Annotated in this window: 24 protein-coding genes and 1 pseudogene; 17 read left to right on the forward strand and 8 right to left on the reverse strand. The window is 47.1% G+C overall.

Annotation, left to right across the window (positions count from 1 at the left end):
- Positions 1-386 (reverse strand): annotated as a pseudogene (locus P8H32_RS02790) (aspartate carbamoyltransferase); the annotation flags it as partial.
- A gap of 13 nt (positions 387-399) precedes the next feature.
- On the opposite strand from P8H32_RS02790, the gene P8H32_RS02795 reads away from it, so the two are divergent.
- The 4 genes from P8H32_RS02795 to P8H32_RS02810 all read left to right on the forward strand — a co-directional run bounded on the left by P8H32_RS02795 (position 400) and on the right by P8H32_RS02810 (position 3424).
- Positions 400-1032, forward strand: coding sequence for a dimethyl sulfoxide reductase anchor subunit family protein (locus P8H32_RS02795; protein WP_367279144.1), 633 nt, complete (start codon positions 400-402; stop codon positions 1030-1032).
- A 148-nt stretch (positions 1033-1180) separates the two neighbouring features.
- On the forward strand, positions 1181-2227 hold the full coding sequence (locus P8H32_RS02800; RefSeq protein WP_301088412.1) for a Fic family protein: 1047 nt from the start codon (positions 1181-1183) through the stop codon (positions 2225-2227).
- A 631-nt stretch (positions 2228-2858) separates the two neighbouring features.
- Positions 2859-3116, forward strand: a complete 258-nt coding sequence (locus tag P8H32_RS02805) for a type II toxin-antitoxin system Phd/YefM family antitoxin (protein ID WP_301088413.1) — start codon at positions 2859-2861, stop codon at positions 3114-3116.
- On the forward strand, positions 3104-3424 hold the full coding sequence (locus P8H32_RS02810) for a type II toxin-antitoxin system RelE/ParE family toxin (protein ID WP_301088414.1): 321 nt from the start codon (positions 3104-3106) through the stop codon (positions 3422-3424). The genes P8H32_RS02805 and P8H32_RS02810 overlap by 13 nt, the downstream gene beginning before the upstream one ends.
- Before the next feature lie 112 nt (positions 3425-3536).
- Here the strand turns inward: P8H32_RS02810 and P8H32_RS02815 are convergent, their stop codons facing one another.
- Complete coding sequence (locus tag P8H32_RS02815; RefSeq protein ID WP_297290874.1) at positions 3537-4469, reverse strand: DMT family transporter; 933 nt, start codon at positions 4467-4469, stop codon at positions 3537-3539.
- Between the two features lie 377 nt (positions 4470-4846).
- Here P8H32_RS02815 and P8H32_RS02820 point away from each other — a divergent pair, with 377 nt between their 5' ends.
- Complete coding sequence (locus tag P8H32_RS02820; RefSeq protein WP_301088415.1) at positions 4847-6145, forward strand: AAA family ATPase; 1299 nt, start codon at positions 4847-4849, stop codon at positions 6143-6145.
- Between the two features lie 192 nt (positions 6146-6337).
- Here P8H32_RS02820 and trpC read toward each other — a convergent pair whose 3' ends face one another.
- The 3 genes from trpC to P8H32_RS02835 are packed head-to-tail and all read right to left on the reverse strand — an operon-like array spanning position 6338 to position 8765.
- The gene (gene trpC / locus P8H32_RS02825; protein WP_297290875.1) at positions 6338-7132 is read right to left on the reverse strand and encodes an indole-3-glycerol phosphate synthase TrpC; all 795 of its coding nucleotides are present in this window, start codon (positions 7130-7132) and stop codon (positions 6338-6340) included.
- An 8-nt stretch (positions 7133-7140) separates the two neighbouring features.
- On the reverse strand, positions 7141-8166 hold the full coding sequence (gene trpD, locus P8H32_RS02830) for an anthranilate phosphoribosyltransferase (RefSeq protein WP_301088416.1): 1026 nt from the start codon (positions 8164-8166) through the stop codon (positions 7141-7143).
- Between the two features lie 14 nt (positions 8167-8180).
- The gene (locus P8H32_RS02835) at positions 8181-8765 is read right to left on the reverse strand and encodes an aminodeoxychorismate/anthranilate synthase component II (RefSeq protein ID WP_297290877.1); all 585 of its coding nucleotides are present in this window, start codon (positions 8763-8765) and stop codon (positions 8181-8183) included.
- A 141-nt stretch (positions 8766-8906) separates the two neighbouring features.
- On the opposite strand from P8H32_RS02835, the gene P8H32_RS02840 reads away from it, so the two are divergent.
- Genes P8H32_RS02840 through P8H32_RS02850 form a run of 3 tightly spaced genes read left to right on the forward strand, consistent with a single transcriptional unit; the run spans position 8907 to position 11259 of the window.
- Entirely contained in the window at positions 8907-9158 is a 252-nt protein-coding gene (locus P8H32_RS02840) for a Trp family transcriptional regulator (RefSeq protein WP_297290878.1), read from the forward strand.
- A 20-nt stretch (positions 9159-9178) separates the two neighbouring features.
- Positions 9179-10579 (forward strand): anthranilate synthase component I family protein, encoded by a 1401-nt coding sequence (locus P8H32_RS02845; protein ID WP_297290879.1) that lies wholly within the window; start codon positions 9179-9181, stop codon positions 10577-10579.
- A gap of 11 nt (positions 10580-10590) precedes the next feature.
- Positions 10591-11259, forward strand: a complete 669-nt coding sequence (locus tag P8H32_RS02850; protein ID WP_297290880.1) for an aminodeoxychorismate/anthranilate synthase component II — start codon at positions 10591-10593, stop codon at positions 11257-11259.
- A gap of 9 nt (positions 11260-11268) precedes the next feature.
- Here the strand turns inward: P8H32_RS02850 and rpe are convergent, their stop codons facing one another.
- The 3 genes from rpe to P8H32_RS02865 form a co-directional block, all read right to left on the reverse strand.
- Positions 11269-11943 carry a ribulose-phosphate 3-epimerase gene (rpe, locus tag P8H32_RS02855; protein WP_297290881.1) on the reverse strand — a complete coding sequence of 225 codons (675 nt, stop codon included), beginning with the start codon at positions 11941-11943 and terminating at the stop codon, positions 11269-11271.
- Positions 11944-12046: 103 nt separating this feature from the next.
- Positions 12047-12727, reverse strand: coding sequence for an N-acetylmuramate alpha-1-phosphate uridylyltransferase MurU (gene murU / locus P8H32_RS02860; protein WP_301088417.1), 681 nt, complete (start codon positions 12725-12727; stop codon positions 12047-12049).
- On the reverse strand, positions 12724-13749 hold the full coding sequence (locus tag P8H32_RS02865) for a phosphotransferase (protein ID WP_297290883.1): 1026 nt from the start codon (positions 13747-13749) through the stop codon (positions 12724-12726). The genes murU and P8H32_RS02865 overlap by 4 nt, the downstream gene beginning before the upstream one ends.
- Before the next feature lie 188 nt (positions 13750-13937).
- On the opposite strand from P8H32_RS02865, the gene P8H32_RS02870 reads away from it, so the two are divergent.
- The 9 genes from P8H32_RS02870 (at position 13938) to P8H32_RS02910 (ending at position 26189) form a co-directional block, all read left to right on the forward strand.
- The gene (locus P8H32_RS02870) at positions 13938-16502 is read left to right on the forward strand and encodes an LPS-assembly protein LptD (RefSeq protein WP_301088418.1); all 2565 of its coding nucleotides are present in this window, start codon (positions 13938-13940) and stop codon (positions 16500-16502) included.
- Positions 16486-17805, forward strand: coding sequence for a peptidylprolyl isomerase (locus P8H32_RS02875; protein WP_297290885.1), 1320 nt, complete (start codon positions 16486-16488; stop codon positions 17803-17805). Before P8H32_RS02870 ends, P8H32_RS02875 begins: the two co-directional genes overlap by 17 nt.
- A gap of 53 nt (positions 17806-17858) precedes the next feature.
- Entirely contained in the window at positions 17859-18863 is a 1005-nt protein-coding gene (gene pdxA, locus P8H32_RS02880) for a 4-hydroxythreonine-4-phosphate dehydrogenase PdxA (RefSeq protein ID WP_301088419.1), read from the forward strand.
- 3 nt (positions 18864-18866) lie between these two features.
- Complete coding sequence (gene rsmA, locus P8H32_RS02885) at positions 18867-19667, forward strand: 16S rRNA (adenine(1518)-N(6)/adenine(1519)-N(6))-dimethyltransferase RsmA (protein ID WP_297290887.1); 801 nt, start codon at positions 18867-18869, stop codon at positions 19665-19667.
- A gap of 1 nt (position 19668) precedes the next feature.
- Entirely contained in the window at positions 19669-20046 is a 378-nt protein-coding gene (gene apaG / locus P8H32_RS02890; protein ID WP_301088420.1) for a Co2+/Mg2+ efflux protein ApaG, read from the forward strand.
- A complete protein-coding gene (locus tag P8H32_RS02895; RefSeq protein ID WP_301088421.1) occupies positions 20046-20849 on the forward strand; it encodes a symmetrical bis(5'-nucleosyl)-tetraphosphatase in 804 nt (267 codons plus the stop codon). Before apaG ends, P8H32_RS02895 begins: the two co-directional genes overlap by 1 nt.
- A 521-nt stretch (positions 20850-21370) precedes the next feature.
- The gene (locus P8H32_RS02900) at positions 21371-23293 is read left to right on the forward strand and encodes a PrkA family serine protein kinase (protein WP_301088422.1); all 1923 of its coding nucleotides are present in this window, start codon (positions 21371-21373) and stop codon (positions 23291-23293) included.
- A gap of 98 nt (positions 23294-23391) precedes the next feature.
- Positions 23392-24657 (forward strand): YeaH/YhbH family protein, encoded by a 1266-nt coding sequence (locus tag P8H32_RS02905; protein WP_297291831.1) that lies wholly within the window; start codon positions 23392-23394, stop codon positions 24655-24657.
- On the forward strand, positions 24654-26189 hold the full coding sequence (locus P8H32_RS02910) for a SpoVR family protein (protein ID WP_297291832.1): 1536 nt from the start codon (positions 24654-24656) through the stop codon (positions 26187-26189). Before P8H32_RS02905 ends, P8H32_RS02910 begins: the two co-directional genes overlap by 4 nt.
- The last annotated feature ends 5 nt before the right edge of the window (positions 26190-26194 follow it).

Genomic DNA, 26194 nt, shown 5'->3' on the forward strand with positions numbered 1-26194 from the left:
GATTGGGTTAGCCATAACAGTACGGGCGTTGCGATCACAGCAATCACCACAGCACCCAGCGTTAGCATAGAGCCGGCAAAGCTGGTGCCGGTTTGCCAGTGGTTCCAAAACGGGCGGGCTTTGATGCGGTAGCAGCGGTACATATAGTAAAGGGCGACTAAACCTGCAGGGATGGCCAGTGCACCAAATACAGTGGCGGTGATGGCGGCAAGGCGGGTGAATTCGCTGAGTGCTGGGACTAGGTCCAGTACAAAGTTATTGGCAGGTAATGACGCCAGCATATGAAAACCGACACAGGCCATAAAGACGACAATGCCTAAACCTTCTCTGGCAACGGGGGAGTAGCGGAGGTTATTAAAGCCTCGATAAAAACGTAGCGAATTCACCCGCCTTGCCGCTATCACCGACACTGTATTTGGTGCACTGGCCATCCCTGCAGGTTTAATCGCACTTTACTATATGTACCGCTGCTACCGCATCAAAGCCCGCCCGTTCTGGAACCACTGGCAAACCGCCACCAGCTTTGCCGGCTCTATGCTAACGCTGGGTGCTGTGGTGATTGCTGTGATCGCAACGCCTGTATTGTTATGGGTAAGCCAATCCCCCGCTTCACTGCTAAGTCTGCTGGGTGGTTTTATGGCGATAGGGATTGCGCTTGAAGGTATTGGTCTTAGTTTTCATCATAAAGATTTAAGTGCTGCGGATCATGAAGGGGCGGCTTCTCACTATATTCAGCGTAGTACGTTTGGGAAAACGTATTTACTGCGTAATGGATTAATGGGTTTGAACTTCTTAGCGGCTATAGGCTTAAGTCTTTGGGCCAGTGAGAGTCTTGCCAGCCTAATGTTATGGACTGTCTTGTTGGGTTCTATTGTGATTACTGCACTGATAGGTCGGGCGTTGTTTTATGTCTTGGTAGTACCAACGACTATGCCTGGGGCCTTTTTCTGGAAGAATAAAGGCTTTGAGCAGCATGCCAGGGATATTGGCTTGGCGGATATGCCTCAGGTTGGGGTGGCGCCGTTGCATTGAGTTATGACATAGATTTAATAAGTAAATAGGCTATCAATAGCTCATAACTACACTCAAAACAAAGCCCTAAGCCAATCCAGCGACTGTACCGGCCATTTTAAGGCTACTTCTCCTTGATTTACGGCTACTTTACGGCTACTTTACGGCTATGACATGGCAACCCAAATACATCATCACAGATAAACTCCTGCTCACCATTCGAGAGATTGGTGAGTCTATTGGCGAGATCAAAGCTCAGCAGCTGACTCACAGCCGTTTGGCCAAACTGGAGCTCAGTGCCAGAGAGCTATCGTCATATGCCTCAACCAGTATTGAAGGCAACCCACTGCCACTGACCGACGTAAAGCGCCTGCTAAAAACCCACAAAGAAAGTATTCGTGATACCGAACGAGAAGTGCTCAATTACAACAGCGCGCTACAAAGCTTATACCAATCCGTAAGCCAGAATCGCTTCAAGTTAAGCGTTAAAACCCTGGAACACATCCAGGGCCAGGTGGTGGATGGTTTGATGGAAAACCCTTCCCATTGCGGCGCCCTGCGACAAGACCCCGTGATTATTCGCAACCCCCGCAAAACAGATGAAATTGTTTTTATCCCGCCAGACGCAAAGCACGTACGGCCACTAACAAAAGAACTCATGGCATTTGTGAATGCAAAGAGCGGGAAAGTTGACCCGGTTATTCTCGCCGGCATTTTTCATCGCCAGAATGTGATTATTCATCCCTTTATTGATGGTAATGGGCGAACCACTAGATTGCTAACAACCGCCATACTAGGCCAGCTTGGTTTGGATTTTTTTGAAATATTCAGTTTTGAAGATTATTACAATCGAAACGTTACCCGCTATTTTAAAGCCGTTGGCCTTGAAGGTGATTATTATGACCTGGCTGATGATATTGATTTTTCTGAATGGCTGGAATACTTCTCCGAAGGCATACTTGACGAGTTGCGTCGTGTTATAAAAATATTGCCAGAACCATCGAGCGCCAAGCCGCGATTAGAGCCGCATCATCAACAGGTGCTAGATTATATATATGAGCGAGGCAGCATTAACCAGCGAGAATATGGCGGTATTTCACAACGTAGTTTGTCGGCGCGTAAGCAAGATTTCGAAAAGCTTCTTAGGTTGAAATTAATAGAAACCAAAGGCACAGGGCGAGGGACTTATTATGTGCTGCCTGACACACCTCTTTAAAATAGACAGCTTGTCAGCAAAAAATTATTCTGCAAAGCTGGCTTACAACCCATAGGGTGGATTACATTCCACCACATACCCCCCGTCATTCCCGCGCAGGCGGGAATCCAGCTTACGGCAACGCCGTAAGCCACTCGGTAAAACCAACAACGAGCCTTCTATTACCTAAGCAATGCAATAGATTTTGAGTTAATCAAAAATCAATGGGGTCGAAATCAATGGGGTCGGAGTCATTGGTCCGAAATTACACCTCAAACCATAGGCTTTCAACGACTCTGACCCCATTGATTATTTCAAAAGTATGTCCGAAGAATCCGGTGTCCCATACCAAAGTCTTATTAATTTGTATCTTCGCGATTGCGCTAATCAGCACCGCAAAGTTGACATCCAGTGGCAGCCTTAAGAATCAAGGGTCAGACTCCTTGATTACTGCATTAAACCAAGCGGTGGGTTTAAATAATTAAACCCGCATATCTTCTTTGTACCAACCAGCATTGGCTCATCAAATTCTTCCCAATCAGCAAAAACGTAGACTTCCCTATTCATCACTATCAACTCATCAATTGTATATTCCTTTAGTCCACACCACTGAATACTTGCAAAGAAAAAAGTATCACTACAGTATCACTCTATGAAAATCGAATTAGTGACCACATTAAAACGTCAGGCCACAAAGATCCTCGCGGATCTGCACGCCTCTAAAGAGCCAGTGCTTATTACAGAACACGGCCAACCCTCTGCTTATTTGGTGGATGTAGACGATTATGAAATGATGCAGGATCGCATCGCATTGCTGGAAGGACTAGCAAAGGGAGAGGTCGCCTTCTCTGAAGGGCGCATTACTTCCCATGCTCAAGCCAAGAATCGAATGAGTAAATGGCTCAAATAATTTGGACGGAATCGGCTCTAAACGAATTAAATGTCATTGCTGAATTTATTGCATTTGATAAGTTTTCTGCTGCACAAAAACCGGTTCAATCTGTCTTCGGATGTGTTGAACAGCTCAAGGCGCACCCTAATTCTGGTCGCAAGCATCCAGAACTTCCCCGAAAATCAATCTATAGAGAGGTCATAGTTGGCCCATGCAGAGTTTTTTATCGCACTGAAAAATCCAAGATCATCATTATTCATGTTATGCGCAATGAGCGAATGTTACGTAAGTTTATTTTGGAAGACCGCGCTAAAGTCAGCAGTTAACAAGTCAAAGCCAAAACCGATATTTTAGTTTGAGTATTGTGCAGAGCACTGCCGAAAACGTCAGGCGATACACTCCAAACCATGCCGATACGCCAGGTTTAGCAACTTCAAATTACCCTCTTCCAACCGCTGCCGCCTTAACGTTCGCAGGCACCACCTGAACCACCAGAATTGCCGCAAACATAATCGCACAACCAAGATACCCAGCCAGTTCCAATCTATCACTTAAAAACCACGCCGCAAACAATGCCGCAAAAACACTTTCCGATGAAAGTAAAATAGCGGCCTCAGCTTCACCGGTATAACGCTGGCCAATGGCTTGTAAAGTAAAAGCAAAAGCGCCGGCAATTAATGCTGCATAGAGAATCTCCGGCAAGGCAGCCCTTAAAGATTCGAGTGCCAGAGGTGGTTCCAAATCGATCCCTAACAAGGCACTACACACCCAATGCCCGATAAGACCCAGCAGGCCGCAACAGGCAAATTGCACGGTGGCCACCAAAACGGGGCGGCGGGTTCGTTGAGCAATTTTTCCCATCATAATAACCTGCACCGCCCAAAATACCGCGCCAGCGGTCACCAGGCTATCCCCGATGTTTAAACCGCCGAGATGACCACCCCCCAGTAAAAATATCCCTAACAAACAGGCCAGGGCAACAGGCCAGATAATCCAGTGCTGTTTTTCTCTTAAAACTATCCACAAAATAAATGGCACAAACACCACATAAAGCCCGGTTAAAAAACCGGCGTTGGTTACCGTGGTTGTTAGCAGGCCAATCTGCTGAAGAATCATCCCCAGAAAAAACACCAAACCCAGTAGCAACATGGTGTTTAGATCTTTAACTGTTAAGGTTTTGGTTTCTTCGGCGTGAATTTTTGATCGTTCGTAATAGACAAAGGGCAATACGGCCAAAGCCGCCAGACAAAAACGTACCCCAACGAACAGAAAGGGACCTATATCCTGCATAGCGGTTTGCTGCGCGACAAAGCCCATGCCCCAAGTTATGCCGGCTACCAATAAAAGAAGATTTGCTGAGTAACGGTACATCTGTTTATACGACCTCTATGATCCTTTCCATATAGCTTTAGTTGCAAAATGGGATTGTGGCCTGCCTCTGATTTTCAAAATCAGGCCCTCAGTGTAAAAGCGCCGCCGGTGACAGGCAATGCTCGCTTCGATAATGAGTTTATTTATGTGGAGGTGAGCTCTGGGCTCATGGGGATAATACTATTGCCAAAAATTAATAAACCCATTTAATATCAATTAGTTATAACGCAAAAAACACAAAAGCCGGGAGAAAATGCACCGCTTACAACACTATCATCGACATAAAAGTGACAAAATACTACACTTTTATTGAGATAAAAGTGATTAAAGCTTACACTTTTACCGACACATGTAATATAGGTGACCCCATGGAGCGCTTGGCAGAGCAGGACCTTGTAGACTGGATACAGCAAAAAACCCGAAAACCTTTGCTACTCGACGGTGCCCGGCAAACAGGAAAGTCATATCTAATAGGAAAGCTGTTTGGCGAAAAATATTTCAAGCACACCCACATTCTGGACTTTCGAACCAACAAAGCGGCCCATGCCTTATTTGAGAACAGCCTGGAGCCGGAAGACATCATTAGCAATATCGAAGTGTTTTTAGGTATTGATATTGACCCTGCTAGCGATCTGATATTTTTTGATGAAATAGGCGAATGCCAGGATGCTGTTGATAGCCTGAAATATTTTGCCGAAAAAAGGCCCGACTTATTTCTTTGTGCGTCCGGGTCAAATATCGGCTTATTGAATTCCTTCCCCGTAGGAAAAGTGCAATCACTGGCATTGCAGCCCTTATCTTTTGAAGAGTTTCTAATGGCGTCGGGAGAACATAAGTTATTAGACAGTTACCGATCAATGTCCAGGCTAAAGATAGTCCACGATAAACTGTGGCATTACCTGCTTGATTACTATTTTGTGGGCGGCATGCCTGAGGCGGTTAAGGTATGGTACGAACATAGCTCTTCCGGCATCAATGAACGAGCAGCCAAAACCAGCAAGGTGCATCAAGATTTGATTATGGGCTATGAAAGAGATTTTGGTAAATACAGTGGCACCATTAGCGCCATTGAAATAAGCGCTGTTTTCAAAAATATTCCTCTGCAACTGTCTAAAAATACAAATGACTCCGTTAAGCGATACTTATTCAAAGATGTTATTGCAAAGAAAAATCGATACCAGCAATTAAAAGGGGCTATTGACTGGCTAGAAAAAACCAAATTAGTTTCTAAGTGCTTCCCCATTGGCTCAGAACCGGTATCACCACTTAAAATATTGACCAAAGAAAATATTTTTAAACTGTTTTTCTTTGATGTTGGTCTATTAGGGCATATTTTAGAAATAACCTATAAAGAGCAAAGGGCGCAATCCATGATTGTAAAAGGTTATATCGCAGAAAACTTTGTACAGAATGAGCTTTATGCCGCCGGTATCAACCCAACCTATTCCTGGAACGAAGGTAATTCTGAAATAGAATTTTTATATAAAACGGCTAGTGGTGACATTCTGCCCGTAGAGGTAAAGAGTGGAAAACGAACACGGGCAAAAAGCTTTGTGGCCTATAAAAACAGATATCAGCCCAAGCGAACAATGAAGCTGATTGGTTCAGTTGGGGGCAACGATACTAAAAGTTTGGTATGGCCTATTTATTATGCAAAGTCTATAAATAAGCTCTGACATCTCCGCAATTTACCAAAACTGTCAGCATCCCTGGCGGTGATAGTGAGAGACGCCGGGCGCATATCATCGGCCCAACTTTTCGGTAACTAAGACATAGTGCAAACCTAAATTTGAAGCTAGTGAACCTTGCCATTGATTGATCGGCAAGCCATTTATCTCGGCGGTAAATTGTTTGCCAAAGCATCTTTCCTAAACAAACAACTCTCGAAGCCTCTCTCCAGGCTCCTCTGCCCGCATAAATTCCTCACCCACTAAAAACGCATTGACATTATGCTTACGCATAGCCGCCACATCTGCTGGGGTATGAATACTACTCTCGGTCACCACAATTCTGTCGTCAGGAATATGCGGTAATAAATCAAAGGTGGTATTCAGGGAGGTTTCAAAAGTATGCAGGTCACGATTATTGATACCGACCAGGGTATTACCTAGCGATAAACTGCGATCAAGCTCTTCCCGGTTATGCACTTCGATTAAGACATCGAGGTTAAGCTCTTTGGCGGCGGCATCCAGTTCAGCCATTTGTTGATCGTCCAAACAGGCAACAATCAATAAAATACAATCAGCGCCAATCGCGCGCGCTTCAACCACTTGATAGGGATCAACGATAAAATCTTTACGTATAACAGGAAGCGAGCAGGCATTTCTGGCTTGTTGTAAAAAAGCTTCGCTACCCTGGAAAAAATCTTTATCGGTTAATACGGACAAACAAGCCGCCCCACCTTGCTCATAGCTGGCTGCAATAGCGGCGGGATCAAAAGACTCACGAATAACACCTTTACTTGGCGACGCTTTTTTTGCTTCCGCTATAACAGCGGATTGGCCGGCAGATAATTTATTCGCCATAGACTGAACAAAACCACGGCAAGGGCTTTGCGCTAAACTCTGCTGTTGTAAATCACTAATGGAAGTCGCTACTAAACGCTCGGCCACTTCCTCATGCTTGCGTTCAACAATTTTCTTAAGGATGGTTGGGGTACTCATAGCAAGCCTTAGGCCTCTTTCATCATTTGCGTGACTTGCGCCAACTCTTTTAATTTTTCTCCGGCGGTACCGCTGGCCAGAACATCCTGTGCAATCTTAACGCCCTCTTCCAGACTGGAAGCTATATTAGCTGCATAAATAGCTGCGCCGGCATTTAAAGCAACAATATCACTGGCACCACCGTCAGTACCGGACAGCAAAGACTGTATTACCGATAAGCTTTCCGCCGCATCCGCAACTTTTAAATCGGTCAGTGAGCTGCGCTGCATACCAAACTGCTCTGGTGAGATGGTGTACTCAGTTATTTCGCCATCTTTTAATTCAGCAACAAAGGTTTTATCAGCAATACTGATTTCATCCAGGCCATCGGCGGAATGCACTACTAAAATATGCTCGCTACCTAAATCTTTTAACACTTCTGCAATGGGGCGGACCCACTGTTTGCTAAATACACCTAATAATTGATTGGGCACACCCGCGGGATTGGTGATTGGCCCCAGTAAATTAAAGACAGTGCGAGTAGCCAATTCTTTACGTGGGCCAATCGCATGTTTCATCGCACTATGATGATTAAGCGCAAACATAAAACCGACGCCAACCGCCTCCACACAACGCGCCACCTCTTCTGCGGATAAATCCAAACGCACACCGGCAGCCTCTAATAAATCAGCTGCCCCGCTTTTTGAACTAACGGAACGGTTGCCGTGCTTGGCCACTTTACCGCCAGCGGCGGCAACAACAAAAGTACTAGCCGTTGAAATATTAAAGGTACTAATACCATCACCACCGGTACCTACAATATCAACCAGGTGATCACCACTAACGGAAACCCCCGTGGCTAACTCACGCATCACGGTAGCCGCACCGGTAATCTCTTCTACGGTTTCGCCCTTAATACGCAGAGCTACTAAAAAACCGGCAATTTGTGCATCGGTGCATTCACCCGTCATAATCTGACGCATCACGGCGATCATATCTTCAGTGTTCAGGGACTGGCCTTCTATAACACTGGCAATAGCTTTTTGTATATTCATGTTAAAGACTCTAATTAAATTCCGCAGCGCAAAAAATTTCTCAGCAAATCATGCCCGTGTTCGGTAAGGATGGACTCCGGGTGAAACTGCACCCCCTCAACACCCAGTGTTTTATGTCTTACACCCATTATTTCATCCACCTCACCGCTCTCGGTTTGCGTCCATGCCGTCATTTCCAGACAGTCCGGCAAGGTTTCTTTCTCTATCACCAGCGAGTGATAGCGCGTTGCCTCAAAGGGGTTGCGCAAGCCCGCAAACACCCCTTGATTATTGTGGTAGATCGGTGAGGTTTTACCATGCATCACCTGGCGAGCGCGAACGACGTTACCACCAAATACCTGGCCGATGCTTTGATGCCCGAGACAAACACCCAATACGGGCACCACACCGGCAAATCGCTCGATCAATGCCATCGACACACCAGCTTCGTTAGGTGTACAGGGGCCCGGTGAGATCACGATTCGTTCAGGGTTTAAGCTTAAAACCTGCTCCACACTGATTTCATCATTGCGCACCACCGTAACATCTGCGTCCAGCTCATAGAGGTATTGCACCACGTTGTAGGTAAAAGAATCATAATTGTCGATCATCAACAGCATGGTCTGGCGTGCTTTTTGTCTAGTGAGCGGCGATTGTACGCAAGCCCTATGGGGAATACACCCCCTCCAATGGATCATCTAAAGCCATCATTTTTAAAACAGCGGTTGACCTCTGCAAATTTTGTGTTAGTGTACTAGTACATGAATACAGAAAGCAAGTCCTATAAGCGGGAATTAATCGACCATTTACTGGCCGCCGACAATGCTGGCAGCCTGGAACAACGGCTGGGTGATTTACTCACACCCTCAGAATTTTCGGAGATCAGCAAGCGTCTGCAGATTTTTAAATTGCTTGAAGCCGGTGTGCCGCAAAGACAGATTGCCGAGCAACTGGGCGTCGGTATTGCCACTGTAACCCGGGGCTCAAGGGCCCTGAAAGAACATTCGTCCTAATTTAGAAGCCACTAATTATTATGAACAAACAACCCGCAACCATTGAACTACCAAGAAAACCCCATTACATCACCATTAGCGATGATGTGGATTTCTTTGGCCTGTTCAAAAAAATTGAACGGCGCAATAAACACTGCTTCTACCTGGAGTCACTGGGTGAAGACAGCCATATGTCTCGCCACTCAATTATTGGCTTTGATCCGGAACAATTACTCTATGCCAATGGCAACACCCTGACCATCGAACAACGCGACGGGAGTGCCGAGCACTTTACCAGCGACAACCCCTATCAGTTGCTACGGGATATTGTGCCGCAAAATATTATTTCACGAAAATATGCCGGCGGCCTGACGGGCTATCTCGGCTATGATGCGATGAATTATTTTGAACCCTCTTTGCAAATGCAGGACAGCGAACTGTTTGACGCCTTTCGTTTTGGCTTATACAAAGATGGCTTGATTCTGGACAAAATGACCGGCGAGTTAATTTATTTTTACTATACCGACAGCCGTCTTGAACTGATCAATGAACTTTTAGCAGAACCCGATGTAATTAACGGCGAGCTGAAGATTTATTCCATGGGTGAAACCATGAGTCGCGAAGATCATCGAGCAGCGGTTTTAAAAGTAAAACAGGATATTATTGACGGGAAAATTTTCCAAACGGAGGTGGGCTTTAAAAAGCGCTTCCGCCTGGAAGGCGACACTATTAATATTTATGAGCAGTTGCGAGAAGTTAACCCATCCCCACAAATGTACTATGTGAAATTCGATCAGCAAAAATTAATAGGCGCCAGCCCCGAATTACTTTTCCGCCTACGACAGGGAGAAATGGAAACCTTCCCCCTCGCCGGCACAGCAAAACGTGGCGACACAGAAAAAGAAGATACCGCCTTAGCCAGAACCCTTTTGAACGACCCCAAAGAAATTGCCGAACACAATATGATTGTTGATTTGCACCGCAATGATATCGGCCGCGTTGCACAATTCGGCACAGTAAAAGTACGCAACTTGATGGACATTAAGCGCTTTAGTCACGTGCAACATATTTCCAGCGAAATTGTTGGCATTATTGCTGAAGATGAAGATATGTTTTCCGCATTAGCCAGTAATTTCCCGGCGGGGACCTTAACCGGCGCACCCAAAATTGAAGCCATGAAAATTATTAACGATTTGGAAAGCGATGGCCGCGGTCCCTATGGTGGCGCTGTAGGTCATTTTTCTTTTAATGGTGATTGTACCTTTGCCATCCCCATCCGTACGGTTTTTGCCAGCGGAGAAGACGCATATGTACAAACCTGTGGCGGCAATGTCTATGACTCCAACCCGGAAGATGAGTACGAAGAAATCGTTCGCAAGTTCGCTGGCACCAAAAAAGTGTTAGACAAATTTATTGTTGATGATTCAACCACAGCCGCCTGACAGGAATAACCATGAACATTTATATTATCGACAACTATGATTCCTTCACCTATAACCTATATCAGTTTATTGGCGAAATACTGACGGCAAAACAAAGCCACGGTGAGATTGATCGTTTTACTATTACCGTAAAACGCAATGACGAAGTAACGCTGGATGATGTCCGCCAGGCAAATCCCGACCGCATTATTATTTCTCCAGGGCCCGGCTCTCCGGATGACAGCGATTATTTTGGAGTTTGTGCCGAGGTTATTCGCGAATTAGGCAGCACCATTCCACTGCTAGGTGTTTGTCTTGGCATGCAAGGTATTACTCATGTGTTTGGCGGCAAGGTAGTGAAAGCCGCCCTTCCCATGCATGGCAAAATCAGCCCGATCACACACAATGCCAAAGGTATGTTTAATAATATACCGGATCAGCTAGAGGTGATGCGTTATCACTCACTGATGGCCGAGCCTGCCAGTTTTCCAGACTGCCTGGCACTAACAGCGGTTGTTGGGGATTTTTCTGCGGAGGACTTTTTTAACCAGGAAAAAATACGTCGAGGTGGCGAGTTTGAAATTATGGGCATCCAGCATCGTGAATATCCGATTTACGGCATCCAGTTTCACCCGGAATCCTTTGCCACCGAAGGCGGCAAAGAATTGATTAGTAATTTTTTATTTTTAGCGGGCCAATAACCCCTGCTATCAGGCGTTAGCCAATGCCAGCTGCTCGCGCATGGCATCAATCGCTGCTTTGTAATCGGGTTTATTATAAATAGCCGAACCGGCAACAAAAGTATCCGCACCCGCTTCAGCGATTTCTCGAATATTGTCTGCGGTGACTCCGCCATCAATTTCCAAGCGAATATCATGGCCGCTGGCATCAATCAACTCACGCACTTCACGCAGTTTATCCAGCGTTGCCGGGATAAATTTCTGACCACCAAAACCGGGATTAACCGACATTAATAAAATCATGTCGACTTTATCCATCACATATTTTAATGACTCCACACCCATGGCAGGGTTTAATACCAAGCCGGATTTGCAGCCCGCATCACGAATCATCGCCAGTGAGCGATCAACATGAGTTGAAGCATCAGGGTGGAAAGTAATGTAGGACGCCCCCGCCTTGGCAAAGTCACCGATCAAACCGTCCACCGGGCTTACCATCAAGTGCACATCAATGGGAGCGGTCACGCCATAGTCACGTAGTGCTTTGCAAACCATCGGACCAATAGTCAGGTTAGGCACATAGTGATTATCCATCACATCAAAGTGTACGATATCGGCACCCGCATTCAGTACCGCGTCAACTTCTTCACCCAGGCGGGCAAAGTCTGCGGATAAGATAGAGGGGGCTATTAAAAAATCACTCATGGGCTGGTTTCTCAGGTTACATTCTTGGAATAAATGACAAAAAAAGTTATCGCTTGGTAATCGACGCCGCTATTCTACTGAAAAGCCAAGCCTAAATCACACTTTAGCCGTTGGCGAGGATTTGCTGTTCCAGGGCTTCCAATCTTTCCGGAGTGCCCACATCCGTCCATCGGCCTTGATGATGCTGGGCACTAACCCTCTGTTCTTTCATCGCTTCGATTAAAGGTTGGCGCAGCGGAAATGGCCCATGGGGGCAAAAGGCAAACAGCCTGGGGTGTAACAGGCTAATACCAGAATAGGTTAAGGCAACACCATCGGCGCTATCGCGGTCCGGTAGCAGGCGGCCATCTTTCTTTAATGAAAAATCACCCTGGGGATTATGCTCCGGATTGGTCACCATCACCAGATGCGCCAACTCAAGTGGCTGGTTGAGCAACTGGCCATAGTTATAATCTGACCAGACATCACCATTGGTTAAGATAAACGGCTTATCTCCCAATAAAGGCAATGCCTTAGCAATACCTGCGCCGGTGTTTAAGGGTTCTTTTTCCGGGGAGTAACTGATGCTTGCACCAAAGTCCGAGCCATCGCCCAGGGTAGCCTCAATCTGCTCACCCAAATAGGCGTGATTGATCACAATCTCGGTTACCCCTACCGCTACCAGTGCCTCTATATGGTAAACAATCAACGGCTTGCCAGCGCAAAGTAACAAAGGCTTGGGGGTATTATCCGTTAAGGGCCGCATACGCTTGCCAAGCCCAGCGGCCAATATCATCGCTTTCATGAGATTTGTACTCGCTTATCCAGTGCTACTAACAGTTGCGTTAAGGCAGGCAGCTCCGGCCGACGCTGGGCAACGGTATTTAAATAATCAAAGAAGCGCGGCGCATCGGCTAAATAGCGGGGCTTACCATCCCGGTGACAAATACGGGCAAAGATACCAATCACTTTCAGGTGGCGCTGGGTCACCATCACATCGCAATCACGCTGGAAATCCTCAAACTGTGCCGGTACCGGCAAACCCGCCTGCTGTGCCATGGACCAATAGCGCTGCAACCACTGGGTGACTTGCTGTTCTGGCCAGCTGATAAAAGCATCTTTAAACAGGCAGCTGATGTCATAGCTAACAGGGCCATACACCGCATCCTGAAAATCCAGCACGCCAACGCCCTGACCCTGATTTACCATCAAGTTGCGGGGCATATAGTCACGGTGAACATAGACATTTTGCTGGGGTAAAATCTGGCTGACTAACTGATCAAACAAGTCTTCAAGTAACTGGCTTAACTCTTCGTCCAGCTCCAGGCCCAAATGGCGCTGTAAATACCACTCCGGGAACAGTGTCAGTTCACGTCTTAACAGCGCCTCGTCATAAGGCGGTAACTGGCCTGGCTGGCTACTTAACTGAAATTTAATCAAGGCCTCGGTGGCATCGGCAAAATAACTATCGGCCTGGTCGAGGGTAAAATCCGGATCATTCATCACATCCAGATAGGTCTGTAGGCCCAAATCACTCAGTAGTAAAAAACCCTGCTCAAGATCTTGCGCCAGTATCTCTGGCACATGCACCCCAGCCTGGGCCAGCATGGCTGCCACTTTAATAAATGGGCGACAATCTTCTTTATCGGCAGGGGCATCCATCGCAATCAGCGAACGTCCCTCGTGCTGGTAGCGAAAGTAGCGCCTGAAACCCGCGTCACTACCGGCAGCCTGGCCCGACAGGCGAACGCCCAGCTGTTCCGCCAGCCACTGTTCCAATTGCTCCTGTCGCCGATCCACTAATGGCTGTGCAGTATCCGAAGGCAAACTATTTCTCTCTATCGATCATTATCATGCGAGGATACTATCATAAAGAGGCCAGAGTAAGGTTTAAAGGCGCTGGCACGGGCATTCCTGCTCATAATGCTTTATGATCCACGTTCTAAAAAACAGGGATAAGCCCCTCTGTAATTTGTAAGATACTGTACTAAGAAGAAGAGAATAACCCACGCGTTATGGCCGCCAATCACTATTCATTACCTACCATTGCCAAGCACCTATTAGTGGCTGCTATTGCTGCTTCCCCGATGCCCGTTGTTGCCAGCGCTGAATTGACGCCAGACCAGCAATGGATCTGTAAAGCGGATGCCAATAACCAGTGGCAGTGTGAAGGCCAAAGTAAGGTGAGCCATAGCACCACCCTATCCCTACCTAATGCAAAAGTAGTGGCCAGCCAGAATAGTCTTGATAGCACATGGGATTGGGTGCCGAAATCCCAACTGGCAGATCCCTCTGTGTGTAAAACCGGCTGTGATGGTGCCTACGTTGCACCGTTAGCGGACTGGGAAGACGCCGACAAGGACCCGGAAGGTGCTCCGTTACGGGCCAATGCCGACCATTCCCATATGCAAGGAAACTCTGTTGCCCTGTCCGGGGAGGTTGTACTAACCCAGGGTAACCGCAGTTTTAAAACCGATCGGGCGCTACTTGATCGTGACAATAACCAGCTCACCTTTGAGGGCAATGTTGAGATCAGGGAGCCCGGGTTACTGATTCGTGCCGACAAAGCCAACATCAATACAGAAAGCAATCTCGGCAATTTCGAACAAGCCCTGTTTTTACAACACAACCATGGCTCCAAGGGAAATGGCTTCAGGGGACAGGCTGCCACTATTGATCGAGCCAGCCAAACCACCCTCGATCTTGAGCAAGGCAAAATTACCCAATGCACGCCGGATGACGAGCTATGGATGATTGATGCCAACAGCATTCATCTCGACAGCGAAGAAGGCTGGGGCTCCGCCAAACACGCCAAAGTCAGAATCAAAGATATACCGGTCTTTTACACCCCCTATATGACCTTCCCCATCGATGACCGCCGCAAAACCGGGCTGCTGTTCCCCGCCCTGGGAACAGGTAATAAAAACGGCTTTGAATTTAGCGCCCCACTCTATTTGAATATTGCCCCTGATTTTGATGCCACCATCGCACCCCGCTTTATTGAAAAACGCGGCACCATGTACGAAGCAGAAGTACGACAACTCAGTAGCTTTGGCACATGGGTAGTCTCTGGCGCCCAGCTAAACGATGATCAATACCAGGAAGTAGAGGATAACGGTGCCCCCATAGAAGAACTGTTAGGCAGGGAGAATGATATACCACCCAGGGAAAATCGCTGGGTTGGCCGGGTTACCCATAGTGGCAAAATCGGCCCGATTATCACCCAGGTTGATTACAACAAAGTCAGCGATGAGAACTTCTTTAGCGACCTGTCTCCGGATAGCCTTGAATTGCAGCGTAGCGATCATTTAAAGCAAACCGCCTCATTGGGCTACCGCAACAATAACTGGCAGGCTGAGTTAATCGCTGAACAATTCCAGACCATTGATGACCTGCTGTCCAGCCAGTATCAATTTATGCCCCGCCTGACCCTTGAAAGAAATAGCACCGGCGCCAACTTCTCACCGGAATGGTTATTTGAAGCGCAGTACACCGACTTTAAACACGATGAGTCCATTGATGACGGCGGTAGATTTGAAACCGGGCAGCGCAGCTTTGCTGAAGCGGGCATCAGCTATCCCATGCGCTGGGCTCCGGGCTTTATTATTCCAACGGCCAAAGTTCGCAGTGTAAACTATAAGCTGGACGCCTTTAAAAACGACAGTGATGACACGCCGTCAGCCACCGTTCCGCTGGTCACCCTGGATATGGGGCTGGTTTTTGAGCGTCAGGCACGCTTTGGTAACAGCAACTACCTGCAAACACTGGAACCCCGCCTTTACTACTTCTATAGCGATTATGAAGAACAGGGAAGTAACCCCAAATTTGATACTAAAGCCTTGAAATTCAGCTATAGCCAACTATTTCGCGACACCCGCTTTACCGGCCACGACAGGCTGGACGATGCCAATCAAGCCTCCATAGGCGTCACCAGCCGCTTTATCAACGATACCGAAGGCCGGGAAGTCCTTAGCCTGAGCCTCGGGCAGATCTTTTACTTTAAAGACCGCCGGGTACAACTATCAACCGCAACACCGGACGAAGTGGTCAGCCACTCAGAAATCGCTGGCGAAATCCAGTATCAACCCACTGAGAAACTCCGGCTGACCAATACCCTGCTCTGGGACTCAAGGCAGGACTACCTGCAAGAAGGCGGTCTGGGAGTGCACTATCAAGCGACCAGCAAGAGCCTGTACAATCTGGGATATCGCTTTAACCGCGAAGCCGCCAGCAACCTTGGCTTTGGTAAGCGGGATGTTTCCCAGGCCGACGCTTCGGTCGTGCTGCCCATCGATGACCGCTGGAGTACCTTTGCCCGCTACCGGTATGATGTAGAGGAAAACCGTGCCATAGATGATATGTTTGGCCTGCAATATGAAGACTGCTGCTGGATGGTGCGCCTGCTTTACCAGCGCAGCCTGAAAGACGAATATGTAGACAATGAACTCACCAGTAACATCGCAGTCGAACGCGATTATGCCTTTATTCTTGAATTTGAACTCAAAGGCTTAGGCAGTCTGGGCAATAAAGCCCGCAGCCTGCTGGAAGAAAATATTTTGGGGTATGAAGATCTTGATTAAGCACAAACACCGCAGCAACATAATAAATACCGTGACTTGCATGGCAGGCTCATTGTTGATCCTTATGGGCAGCCTGTCCGCACCCTTGGCCAACGCCAACAATCAACCGCAGCTACTCGACCAGGTTATCGCTATTGTGGATGACGATGTGGTGATGGCCAGCGAACTGCGCGATCGTATCCAGCAGGTCAAACTCAATATCGAAAAAAGCGGTAAAACGGCACCGCCGATGGATGAAATCCAGCGGCAGATTCTGGACCAGCTCATTCTTGAAAATATCCAATTGCAAATGGCCTACCGAGCCGGCGTACGTATCAGCGATGCTCAATTAAATGACTCCATGCTACGCATTGCCCAGCAGAACCGCATGGACCTGATCCAGTTTAAAGAAGCACTGGAAAGAGATGGCGTATCCTACAACGAAACCCGCGAGCAAATTCGCAAAGAAATGCTGTTGCAGCGCGTGCAACAGGGTAACGTCAACCAGCGAGTACAAATCACTGACCAGGAAATTGCCAATTTCCTATCCTCCAAAGAAGGTCAGGCGATGACAGCGCCGGAGTACCGAATGCTTCACACCCTGATCGCCATACCCAGCGGTGCCGATAAAGCCACCATTGCCTCAGCCAAAAAAATGGCCGATACACTCTATCAGCGGATAGAAAATGGGGAAGACTATGCAAAAGTCATATCCAACTACAGCCAACTAAAGATTAATGACCTGGGCTGGCGCAAGGCTGCAGATTTACCCAGTTTAATTTCTGGCCTGGCCACCACAACCGGCGAAGGCGATACCGCCAGCCCCGTACAAAGCGCCAGCGGTTTCCACCTGGTAAAACTGTTAGACAAGCGCGGTGATGGTAAAATGATTCCACAAACCAAAGCTCGTCATATTTTATTAAAACCTTCTGCTATTCGTAATGAAGCAGCCACTGAAGCTGAGATTAAAGCGCTGCGCCAACGTACTATCGATGGCGAAAGCTTTGAAGAACTGGCCCGTGAATTTTCCGAAGATATCGGCTCTGCCCTTGAAGGTGGCGATCTGGGCTGGACCAGCCCCGGCCAATTAGTCGGTGCCTTCCAGGACGCCATGGACAGTACCAAACCCAACGACATCAGCCCGGCCTTTAAAAGCCAGTACGGCTGGCATATCTTGCAAGTCATAGAACGCCGCGACAAAGATGTCACCGATGATATTCGCCGCAATATTGCCCGCAACCATATACACCAACGTAAATACGATGATGAACTGCAAACCTGGTTGCAAAAAATTCGCGACGAAGCCTATGTAGATTTTAAATAAGTCAGCTCACCCTTTACCGGAAGTTATGCCTCTAACATGATGACACCATTGTTATGACCCTACTGCGAATAGCATTAACTCCCGGCGAACCTGCCGGCATTGGCCCTGACCTTATTATCCAGCTAGCCCAAACTGAACACTCTGCCGAGTTGGTCGCTATTGCCGACCCTCAATTATTGCAACAACGGGCTGAACAGCTGGGGCTACCTTTAACTATTCGTCTACTTGATGTAGCCAAAGCCCCACAAATTAATGCCGCTTCAGAGATCTGTGTGTTACCGGTTGAGCTCGCTCAATCCTGTGTTGCCGGTGAACTTAATATCAGTAATGCAGCCTATGTTTTAGCAACGCTGGATGCCGCTATTCAAGGCTGTATGGACAACACCTTTTCCGCCATGGTCACAGCACCCGTCAACAAAGCCGTCATTAATGATGCCGGTATAAACTTTAGTGGCCATACCGAATATCTCGCGGATAAAACCCATACTGAGCAAGTCGTCATGATGTTAGCTACTGAAGGCTTACGCGTTGCATTAGTCACCACCCACCTGCCATTACTCGATGTGCCAAAAGCCATCACCTCTGCCCAGGTGGAAAGGATTACCCGAATTCTGCATCGTGACCTGCAACGGCATTTTGGTTTAGCACAACCCAAAATCACAGTATTGGGCTTAAATCCCCATGCCGGTGAAGGTGGCCATATGGGACGTGAAGAAATTGATGAAATTATTCCCTGTATGGAAAAGTTAGTTAACGAAGGTATGCAACTGACAGGGCCCTTACCTGCTGATACCGCCTTTACTGAAAAGCACCTCACGCAATGCGATGCCGTTTTAGCGATGTATCACGACCAGGGCTTACCGGTTTTAAAATATAAAGGCTTCGGCAATGCGGTCAATATCACGCTGGGCTTACCGATTATTCGCACCTCGGTTGATCACGGCACAGCGCTGGATTTAGCCGGTAGCGGCAAGGCCGATATGGGCAGCTTACAAACAGCGTTGAATTATGCAATCAGTATGGCTCAACATCGTTCGCCAACATTGAAAGAGCACTAACTAATGGCGAACCCGGATAACAAACACCGCGCCCGTAAACGCTTCGGCCAAAACTTTTTGCAAGATGCCGGCGTTATTCATCATATTGCCCGCTCGATTAACGCCAGCAGCAATGACCACATCGTAGAAATCGGCCCCGGCCAGGGAGCACTCACCGCAGATATTCTGGCCAGCGGATGCCAACTGGATGCCATCGAACTGGACCGTGACCTTATTCCTATTTTGCAGCAACGCTTTGCTAATGAAAGCCGTTTCAGTTTGCAACAAGGGGATGCACTGGCATTTGATTTTTCCTCTTTGCAACAAGGCGACGAAAAATTACGGGTAGTGGGCAACCTGCCCTACAATATTTCAACACCGTTGATTTTCCATTTACTGGATCAACAAGCCTTGATTCACGATATGCATTTTATGCTGCAACTGGAGGTGGTTAACCGCCTCGCCGCTGTACCGGGTAATAAGAATTACGGACGCTTAAGCGTGATGGCGCAATACTACTGCGATGTACATTCCCTGTTTGAAGTCCCACCGGAAGCCTTTGACCCAAGACCCAAGGTGCAATCCGCCATTGTACGGTTAGCGCCCCATCAGCAATTGCCACACCCCGCCAATAATGTGAAAACACTCGAGCATGTGTTGCGCACAGCATTTAACCAGCGCCGCAAAACACTGCGCAACTCATTAAAAACCGAGATAAGTGAACAGCGCTTAACCGCCCTGGACATTAACCCCGCAGCCAGACCAGAAACCTTATCGTTGCAGCAATTTGTCGCCATTAGCAACGCCATCAGTGAAGACACCTAATATGCTTACCGACAATCCCATCAGTGTTCATGTCGATACACAATATATTCCCCAGCAGTCCAGCCCGGAAGAACAACGCTTCGCCTTTGCCTATACCATCACCATTAGCAATCACGGCATTGAACCGGTAAAACTAATTAGCCGTCACTGGATTATTACCGATGGCAACGCCAAAGTTGAAGAAGTACGGGGCGACGGTGTAGTGGGTGACCAACCGATCATCAAGCCCGGCCAAAGCTATCGCTATACCAGTGGTGCTTTATTAGAAACTGCCGTGGGCACCATGAAAGGCAGCTATCAAATGGAAAGCGCATCGGGTAGCAGCTTTGATGCACCTATCCCACAGTTTTCCCTTATCCACTCGGGGTCTTTACATTAATGACACGTTACGCTGTTGGCGATGTACAAGGCTGCCTGGAGCCTCTGCAATGTTTGCTGGAGGAAGTAAACTTTGACGCTGGCAAGGATGAACTCTGGTTGGCAGGTGACCTTATCAACCGCGGCCCAGCCTCCCTGCAAACCTTACGTTTTGTAAAATCCTTAGGCGAATGCACACGGATCGTATTGGGCAACCACGACCTGCACTTTTTGGCGATAGCTTTCGGCACCAGGAAAACGGGAAAATCCGATACCTTTGACGAAATCCTTAACGCTGATGACTATGCAGAACTGGTGCAATGGCTTCAACAGCAGCATTTATTCTACAGCGACCCCAGTGGTGACTACCATATGGTTCATGCGGGTATCCCACCCATTTGGACCGTAACACAGGCCAGACAATACGCCGCCGAAGTTGAGCAAGTGCTGCACAGTGACCAGGCTAAGCCATTCTTCGAGCATATGTATGGCAATGAACCCGCCGTATGGAGTGATGGGCTGGAAGGCTGGACACGATTGCGAGTCATTACCAACTACTTAACACGAATGCGTTTCTGTAACCCTGAAGGCGTGCTGGATTTTGAAAATAAACTAGCGACTATCGATAAACCGAACTTTAATCCCTGGTTTTCTTACTCCCGTGACCAAAGCACCAACATTATCTTTGGACACTGGGCAGCACTGGAAGGAAAAGCCAACAGCGAGGGGGTTTTTGCTTTGGACACCGGTTGCGTTTGGGGGCATGCCCTAACCCTGATGAATCTGGAAACACAACACTTACACCATTGTAACTGCGCCAACTGAATCTGCTGGGTGGTTTCGGACACGACCTTTAATCTACAAATACGTCATTCCCGCGCAGGCGGGAATGACAACCTTTTGGAAATCTATGAGGCAGCGGTGGATTGCAATCTACCCTACGCAGACTATTGCTTAAATTTTTTATTTATATAAAACACATTTCTTAAACGAATTAACCATTAAAACCATATAAGTCTGGCATCGACTATGCCTTGCATTTGCTGCAAATATTCCTCTTGCCCCGTTATAAATAAATCATCTATCCAGATTTTTGTTTATTAAACAATTCCTTAAGTTTGTACGAGCAAAAATCAAACAAAACTGTAATTTTTACCCCTCGATAAATCAAAGAAATAATAAAACAAAAAACCCATCGCGCGGTCTATCCATAGAGGCTATGATGAATACAAGAAGAATGATTTTTTCTCTTCATTTTCTATTTGAGTGAAGCTGTTCTTTACAACCAGTTCTGCATTTTTATTGAAATGTAATCACTGATTTACTGTAAGGAGTTACTTATCGCCATGGGAATATTTGATCACTTTCAAGACCGCTACGAATCCACACAGCAAGAAGAACTGAGCCTTCAGGAATATCTTGATCTGTGTAAAACCAACCCTAACACCTACGCTAATGCCTCCGAGCGATTACTGGCTGCCATCGGCGAGCCGGAAATGATTGATACGGCTTCCGACCCGCGCCTTAGTCGAATATTTTCTAATAAAATCATCAAACGCTATGAAGTCTTTAGTGAATTTTATGGCATGGAAGAAGCTATCGAAAATATCGTTGCTTACTTTCGTCATGCGGCGCAGGGGCTGGAAGAAAATAAGCAAATACTTTACTTGTTAGGACCGGTGGGCGGCGGTAAATCGTCATTAGCGGAAAAGCTTAAATCCCTAATGGAAAGAGAACCCATTTACTGCCTTAAAGGCTCTCCGGTGTTTGAATCTCCCTTAGGGCTGTTTGACCCCGCTGAAGATGCTCAAATACTGCAGGAAGACTACGGTATTCCCGAGCGCTATCTCGGCACTATTATGTCTCCATGGGCGGTTAAACGCCTGCATGAATATAATGGTGATATTTCCCAGTTTAAAGTGGTTAAGCTCTACCCTTCCCGCCTCGACCAGATTGCAATTACCAAAACCGAGCCCGGTGATGAGAATAACCAGGATATCTCATCGCTGGTGGGTAAAGTGGATATTCGCCAATTGGAAGAGTTCCCGCAGAACGATCCTGATGCCTATAGCTTTTCAGGCGGGCTATGCCGCTCCAACCAGGGCATTATGGAATTTGTCGAGATGTTTAAAGCACCGATAAAAGTGCTACACCCCTTGCTCACCGCCACTCAAGAAGGCAATTACAACAGCACTGAGGGCTTAAGCGCCATCCCCTTCGAAGGTATTATTCTCGCTCACTCCAATGAATCTGAGTGGCAGTCTTTTAAGAACAATAAAAACAACGAAGCCTTTATTGACCGCGTCTATATCGTCAAAGTGCCCTACTGCTTACGGGTTTCTGAAGAAATCAGAATCTATGAAAAGCTGCTACAAAATAGCTCCCTGGCCAAGGCTCCCTGCGCACCAGACACGGTTAAAATGCTGGGGCAGTTCACCGTATTGTCGCGGCTTATTGAGCCGGAGAACTCCAATATCTTTTCTAAAATGCGGGTCTATGATGGCGAGAGCTTAAAAGATACTGACCCTAAAGCCAAAAGCATTCAGGAATACCATGATAACGCCGGCGTTAACGAGGGTATGAATGGTCTCTCCACACGCTTTGCTTTTAAAATCCTGGCCAAAGTATTTAATTTTGACCCAACCGAAGTGGCGGCCAACCCGGTTCATTTGCTCTATGTATTGGAGCAACAAATTGAGCAGGAGCAGTTTCAACCCGAGGCGGCTGAGCGTTACCTCAATGTCATTAAAGAATACCTGGCTCCGCGTTATGTAGAGTTTATCGGTAAAGAAATCCAAACAGCCTATCTCGAATCCTATTCCGAGTACGGACAGAATATTTTTGACCGCTATGTAACCTATGCTGACTTCTGGATTCAAGACCAGGAGTACCGCGACCCTGAAACCGGAGAGATTCTCGACCGCCCAGCCATTAATGAAGAGCTTGAAAAAATTGAGAAACCGGCAGGTATTTCTAACCCAAAAGACTTCCGCAATGAGATTGTTAATTTTGTCCTGCGGGCAAGAGCCAATAATGATGGCAAGAACCCTAACTGGAGTAGTTACGAGAAACTACGTACTGTAATTGAGAAAAAAATGTTCTCTAATACGGAAGACTTGCTGCCGGTAATTTCCTTTAACGCCAAGGCCTCTGCCGATGACCAGAAAAAACACACTGACTTTGTCTCTCGTATGGTGGAGCGTGGTTATACCGAGAAACAAGTCAGACTCTTATCAGAATGGTACTTAAGAGTCAGAAAATCGCAATAACCAGACCTGTCATTCCCGCGAAGGCGGGAATCCAGCCTGCATGACGGCATTTTATAACAAAGGGCTTTTATTCATTATGTAGCCACAGGAGCGAAACTTTGAGTTATCTGATTGATAGACGTCTCAATGCCAAAAACAAAAGCGCTGTTAATCGCCAACGTTTTATTCGCCGCTATAAAAAGCATATAAAAAAAGCAGTCGCCGATGCCGTTAGCTCACGCTCCATTACCGATATAGAAAAAGGCGAAGAAATAACCATTCCCAATGATGATATCCAGGAACCCGTATTTAGCCATAGCCCCGGTGGCAAGCGCACCACCATCCACCCCGGTAATAAAGAGTTTGTTAAAGGCGATAAAATACCCAGACCTAAAGGCGGCGGTGGAGCAGGCGGCAGCAAGGCCAGTAATACCGGTGAAGGCATGGATGATTTTGCTTTCCAGATCACCCAGGATGAATTTCTTGAATTTATGTTTGATGACCTGGAATTGCCAAACCTGGTCAAAAGACAGCTGGCAGGGTCAGACACCTTTAAATATAAACGCGCCGGTTATTCCACCGTCGGCACCCCCAACCAGATTAATATTGTCAGGTCACTTAGAGCCGCTAATGCCAGACGCATTGCATTGGGCTCCCCGTCGAAAAAAAAGCTGGCACAGTTGCAACAACAATTGGAGCAGCTATTAGAAGAACACCCTCAACAAAGTGATAAGATTAGGCAGCTCGAGGAGCAAATTGAGCAACTAAGCGCTAAAGTCAAACGCATCCCTTTTCTGGATACCTTTGATATCAAGTACAACCTGACAGTTAAAGAGCCACAACCCACCTCTAAAGCCGTGATGTTTTGCATTATGGACGTCTCTGGCTCGATGAACCAGGCTACCAAAGATATGGCCAAGCGATTTTTTATTCTACTTTATCTGTTTTTACAGCGTAACTATGATCGCACCGATGTCGTTTTTATCCGTCACCATACCAACGCCGCTGAAGTCGACGAGGAAGAATTTTTTTATTCAAGGGAAACCGGCGGCACCATAGTCTCCAGTGCATTATCTTTGATGAAAAATATTATGGACACCCGTTACCCCACCTCAGAGTGGAATATTTATGGTGCCCAGGCTTCAGATGGCGATAACTGGGATAATGATTCCAGCAGATGTTATGACCTATTAGTCAACGAGATCATGCCCCACACCCAGCATTACTCCTATGTTGAAATATCACCCAGAGAGCACCAATCTCTCTGGCATGAGTACGAGCAGGTTAAGTCTCAATTTGAAGATACCTTTGCCACTCAGCAAATTATACAGCCCTCCGATATCTATCCGGTGTTCCGTGAACTATTCCAAAGGAGGCCCGCGTGAATCAACCACAACTTAAACAGCAGCCTATTTCTACCGGTTCAGATTGGACCTTTGAACTTATCCAGCAATATGATGAAGTGATCGGCGGTCTTGCACAAGAGTTTGGTCTGGACACCTACCCCAACCAGATAGAAATCATTAACTCAGAGCAAATGATGGATGCCTATTCATCCTCCGGTATGCCACTGTTTTATCACCACTGGTCCTACGGCAAACATTTTCTTGGCATAGAGAATAACTACAATCGCGGGCAAATGGGCCTGGCTTATGAAATAGTCATCAACTCCAATCCCTGTATTGCCTATTTAATGGAAGAAAACTCCATGACCATGCAGGCACTGGTTATCGCCCATGCCTGCTATGGCCATAATTCATTTTTTAAAGGCAACTATTTATTTCGCGCCTGGACGGAAGCCGATTCGATTATTGATTACCTGGTGTTTGCCAGAAACTATATTGCCAAATGCGAAGAGCGCCATGGCGTTGATGCTGTCGAAAAAATACTGGATTCCTGCCACGCCCTGATGAACTACGGTGTCGATCGCTATAAACGACCCCACCCCATTTCAACCACTGAAGAAATGCAAAGACAGCATGAGCGGGAAGTATTGCTGCAACAGCAGGTCAATGATCTTTGGCGAACAATCCCCGTAACCAAATCCACTACAGCAAAGGATAAACTACCCCCCTTCCCGGAAGAGCCGCAGGAGAACCTGTTATATTTTCTGGAAAAAAATGCCCCCTTGCTCGAGCCCTGGCATCGGGAAATTTTGCGCATCGTTAGAAAAATCGCCCAGTATTTTTATCCCCAGCGCCAAACCCAGGTGATGAATGAGGGCTGGGCCTGCTTCTGGCATTACACCTTGCTCAACGAAATGTATGACCGCAACCTGGTCACCGATGGTTTTATGATGGAGTTTTTGCAATCACATACCAGTGTGATTTTTCAGCCAGATTTTGACAGCCCCTACTACAGCGGCATTAACCCATACACCTTAGGCTTTGCCATGATGATGGATATCCGCCGTATCTGTGAAAACCCCACTGATGAAGACCGGCAATGGTTCCCCGACTTTGCTGGCTCCAACTGGCAGGAAACCCTGCAATTTGCCATGAGAAATTTTAAGGATGAAAGTTTTATCCAGCAATTTCTTTCCCCCAAAGTAATGCGTGACCTTAAATTATTCTGCGCACTGGATGACGACAGACTCTCAGAGATTGAGATTACAGCCATTCATGATGACAGTGGTTACCAGATCATCCGGGAACATTTGGCGGGACAATATAATATGGGGGACAAAGAACCGAATATCCAAATTACCAATATTGATATTCGCGGTGACCGCTCGATGCGATTAGAACACCGCCAGCATAACCGCAAGCCCCTTAATGACTACAGCCAGGAAACCCTAAAACACCTCCACCGACTTTGGGGCTTTGATATTCACCTTGACTCTATTCAGGATGGCAAGGTTGTCAACAGCTATCACTGCCCGGATATTAATGACTACCCGGATCCGGAAAACGAATAGGCCGT

The organism is Oceanicoccus sp. (assembly GCF_029238675.1).
Classification (GTDB): Bacteria; Pseudomonadota; Gammaproteobacteria; order Pseudomonadales; family Dasaniaceae; genus Oceanicoccus.

What these genes read in the sequence shown, in the direction of transcription:
- P8H32_RS02800 (WP_301088412.1), top strand. Translation starts at nt 1,181, where the DNA reads ATGACATGGCAACCCAAATACATCATCACAGATAAACTCCTGCTCACC.
- P8H32_RS02805 (WP_301088413.1), top strand. Translation starts at nt 2,859, where the DNA reads ATGAAAATCGAATTAGTGACCACATTAAAACGTCAGGCCACAAAGATC.
- P8H32_RS02810 (WP_301088414.1), top strand. Translation starts at nt 3,104, where the DNA reads ATGGCTCAAATAATTTGGACGGAATCGGCTCTAAACGAATTAAATGTC.
- P8H32_RS02815 (WP_297290874.1), bottom strand. Translation starts at nt 4,469, where the DNA reads ATGTACCGTTACTCAGCAAATCTTCTTTTATTGGTAGCCGGCATAACT.
- trpC (WP_297290875.1), bottom strand. Translation starts at nt 7,132, where the DNA reads ATGAGTACCCCAACCATCCTTAAGAAAATTGTTGAACGCAAGCATGAG.
- trpD (WP_301088416.1), bottom strand. Translation starts at nt 8,166, where the DNA reads ATGAATATACAAAAAGCTATTGCCAGTGTTATAGAAGGCCAGTCCCTG.
- P8H32_RS02835 (WP_297290877.1), bottom strand. Translation starts at nt 8,765, where the DNA reads ATGCTGTTGATGATCGACAATTATGATTCTTTTACCTACAACGTGGTG.
- P8H32_RS02840 (WP_297290878.1), top strand. Translation starts at nt 8,907, where the DNA reads ATGAATACAGAAAGCAAGTCCTATAAGCGGGAATTAATCGACCATTTA.
- P8H32_RS02845 (WP_297290879.1), top strand. Translation starts at nt 9,179, where the DNA reads ATGAACAAACAACCCGCAACCATTGAACTACCAAGAAAACCCCATTAC.
- P8H32_RS02850 (WP_297290880.1), top strand. Translation starts at nt 10,591, where the DNA reads ATGAACATTTATATTATCGACAACTATGATTCCTTCACCTATAACCTA.
- rpe (WP_297290881.1), bottom strand. Translation starts at nt 11,943, where the DNA reads ATGAGTGATTTTTTAATAGCCCCCTCTATCTTATCCGCAGACTTTGCC.
- murU (WP_301088417.1), bottom strand. Translation starts at nt 12,727, where the DNA reads ATGAAAGCGATGATATTGGCCGCTGGGCTTGGCAAGCGTATGCGGCCC.
- P8H32_RS02870 (WP_301088418.1), top strand. Translation starts at nt 13,938, where the DNA reads ATGGCCGCCAATCACTATTCATTACCTACCATTGCCAAGCACCTATTA.
- P8H32_RS02875 (WP_297290885.1), top strand. Translation starts at nt 16,486, where the DNA reads ATGAAGATCTTGATTAAGCACAAACACCGCAGCAACATAATAAATACC.
- pdxA (WP_301088419.1), top strand. Translation starts at nt 17,859, where the DNA reads ATGACCCTACTGCGAATAGCATTAACTCCCGGCGAACCTGCCGGCATT.
- rsmA (WP_297290887.1), top strand. Translation starts at nt 18,867, where the DNA reads ATGGCGAACCCGGATAACAAACACCGCGCCCGTAAACGCTTCGGCCAA.
- apaG (WP_301088420.1), top strand. Translation starts at nt 19,669, where the DNA reads ATGCTTACCGACAATCCCATCAGTGTTCATGTCGATACACAATATATT.
- P8H32_RS02895 (WP_301088421.1), top strand. Translation starts at nt 20,046, where the DNA reads ATGACACGTTACGCTGTTGGCGATGTACAAGGCTGCCTGGAGCCTCTG.
- P8H32_RS02900 (WP_301088422.1), top strand. Translation starts at nt 21,371, where the DNA reads ATGGGAATATTTGATCACTTTCAAGACCGCTACGAATCCACACAGCAA.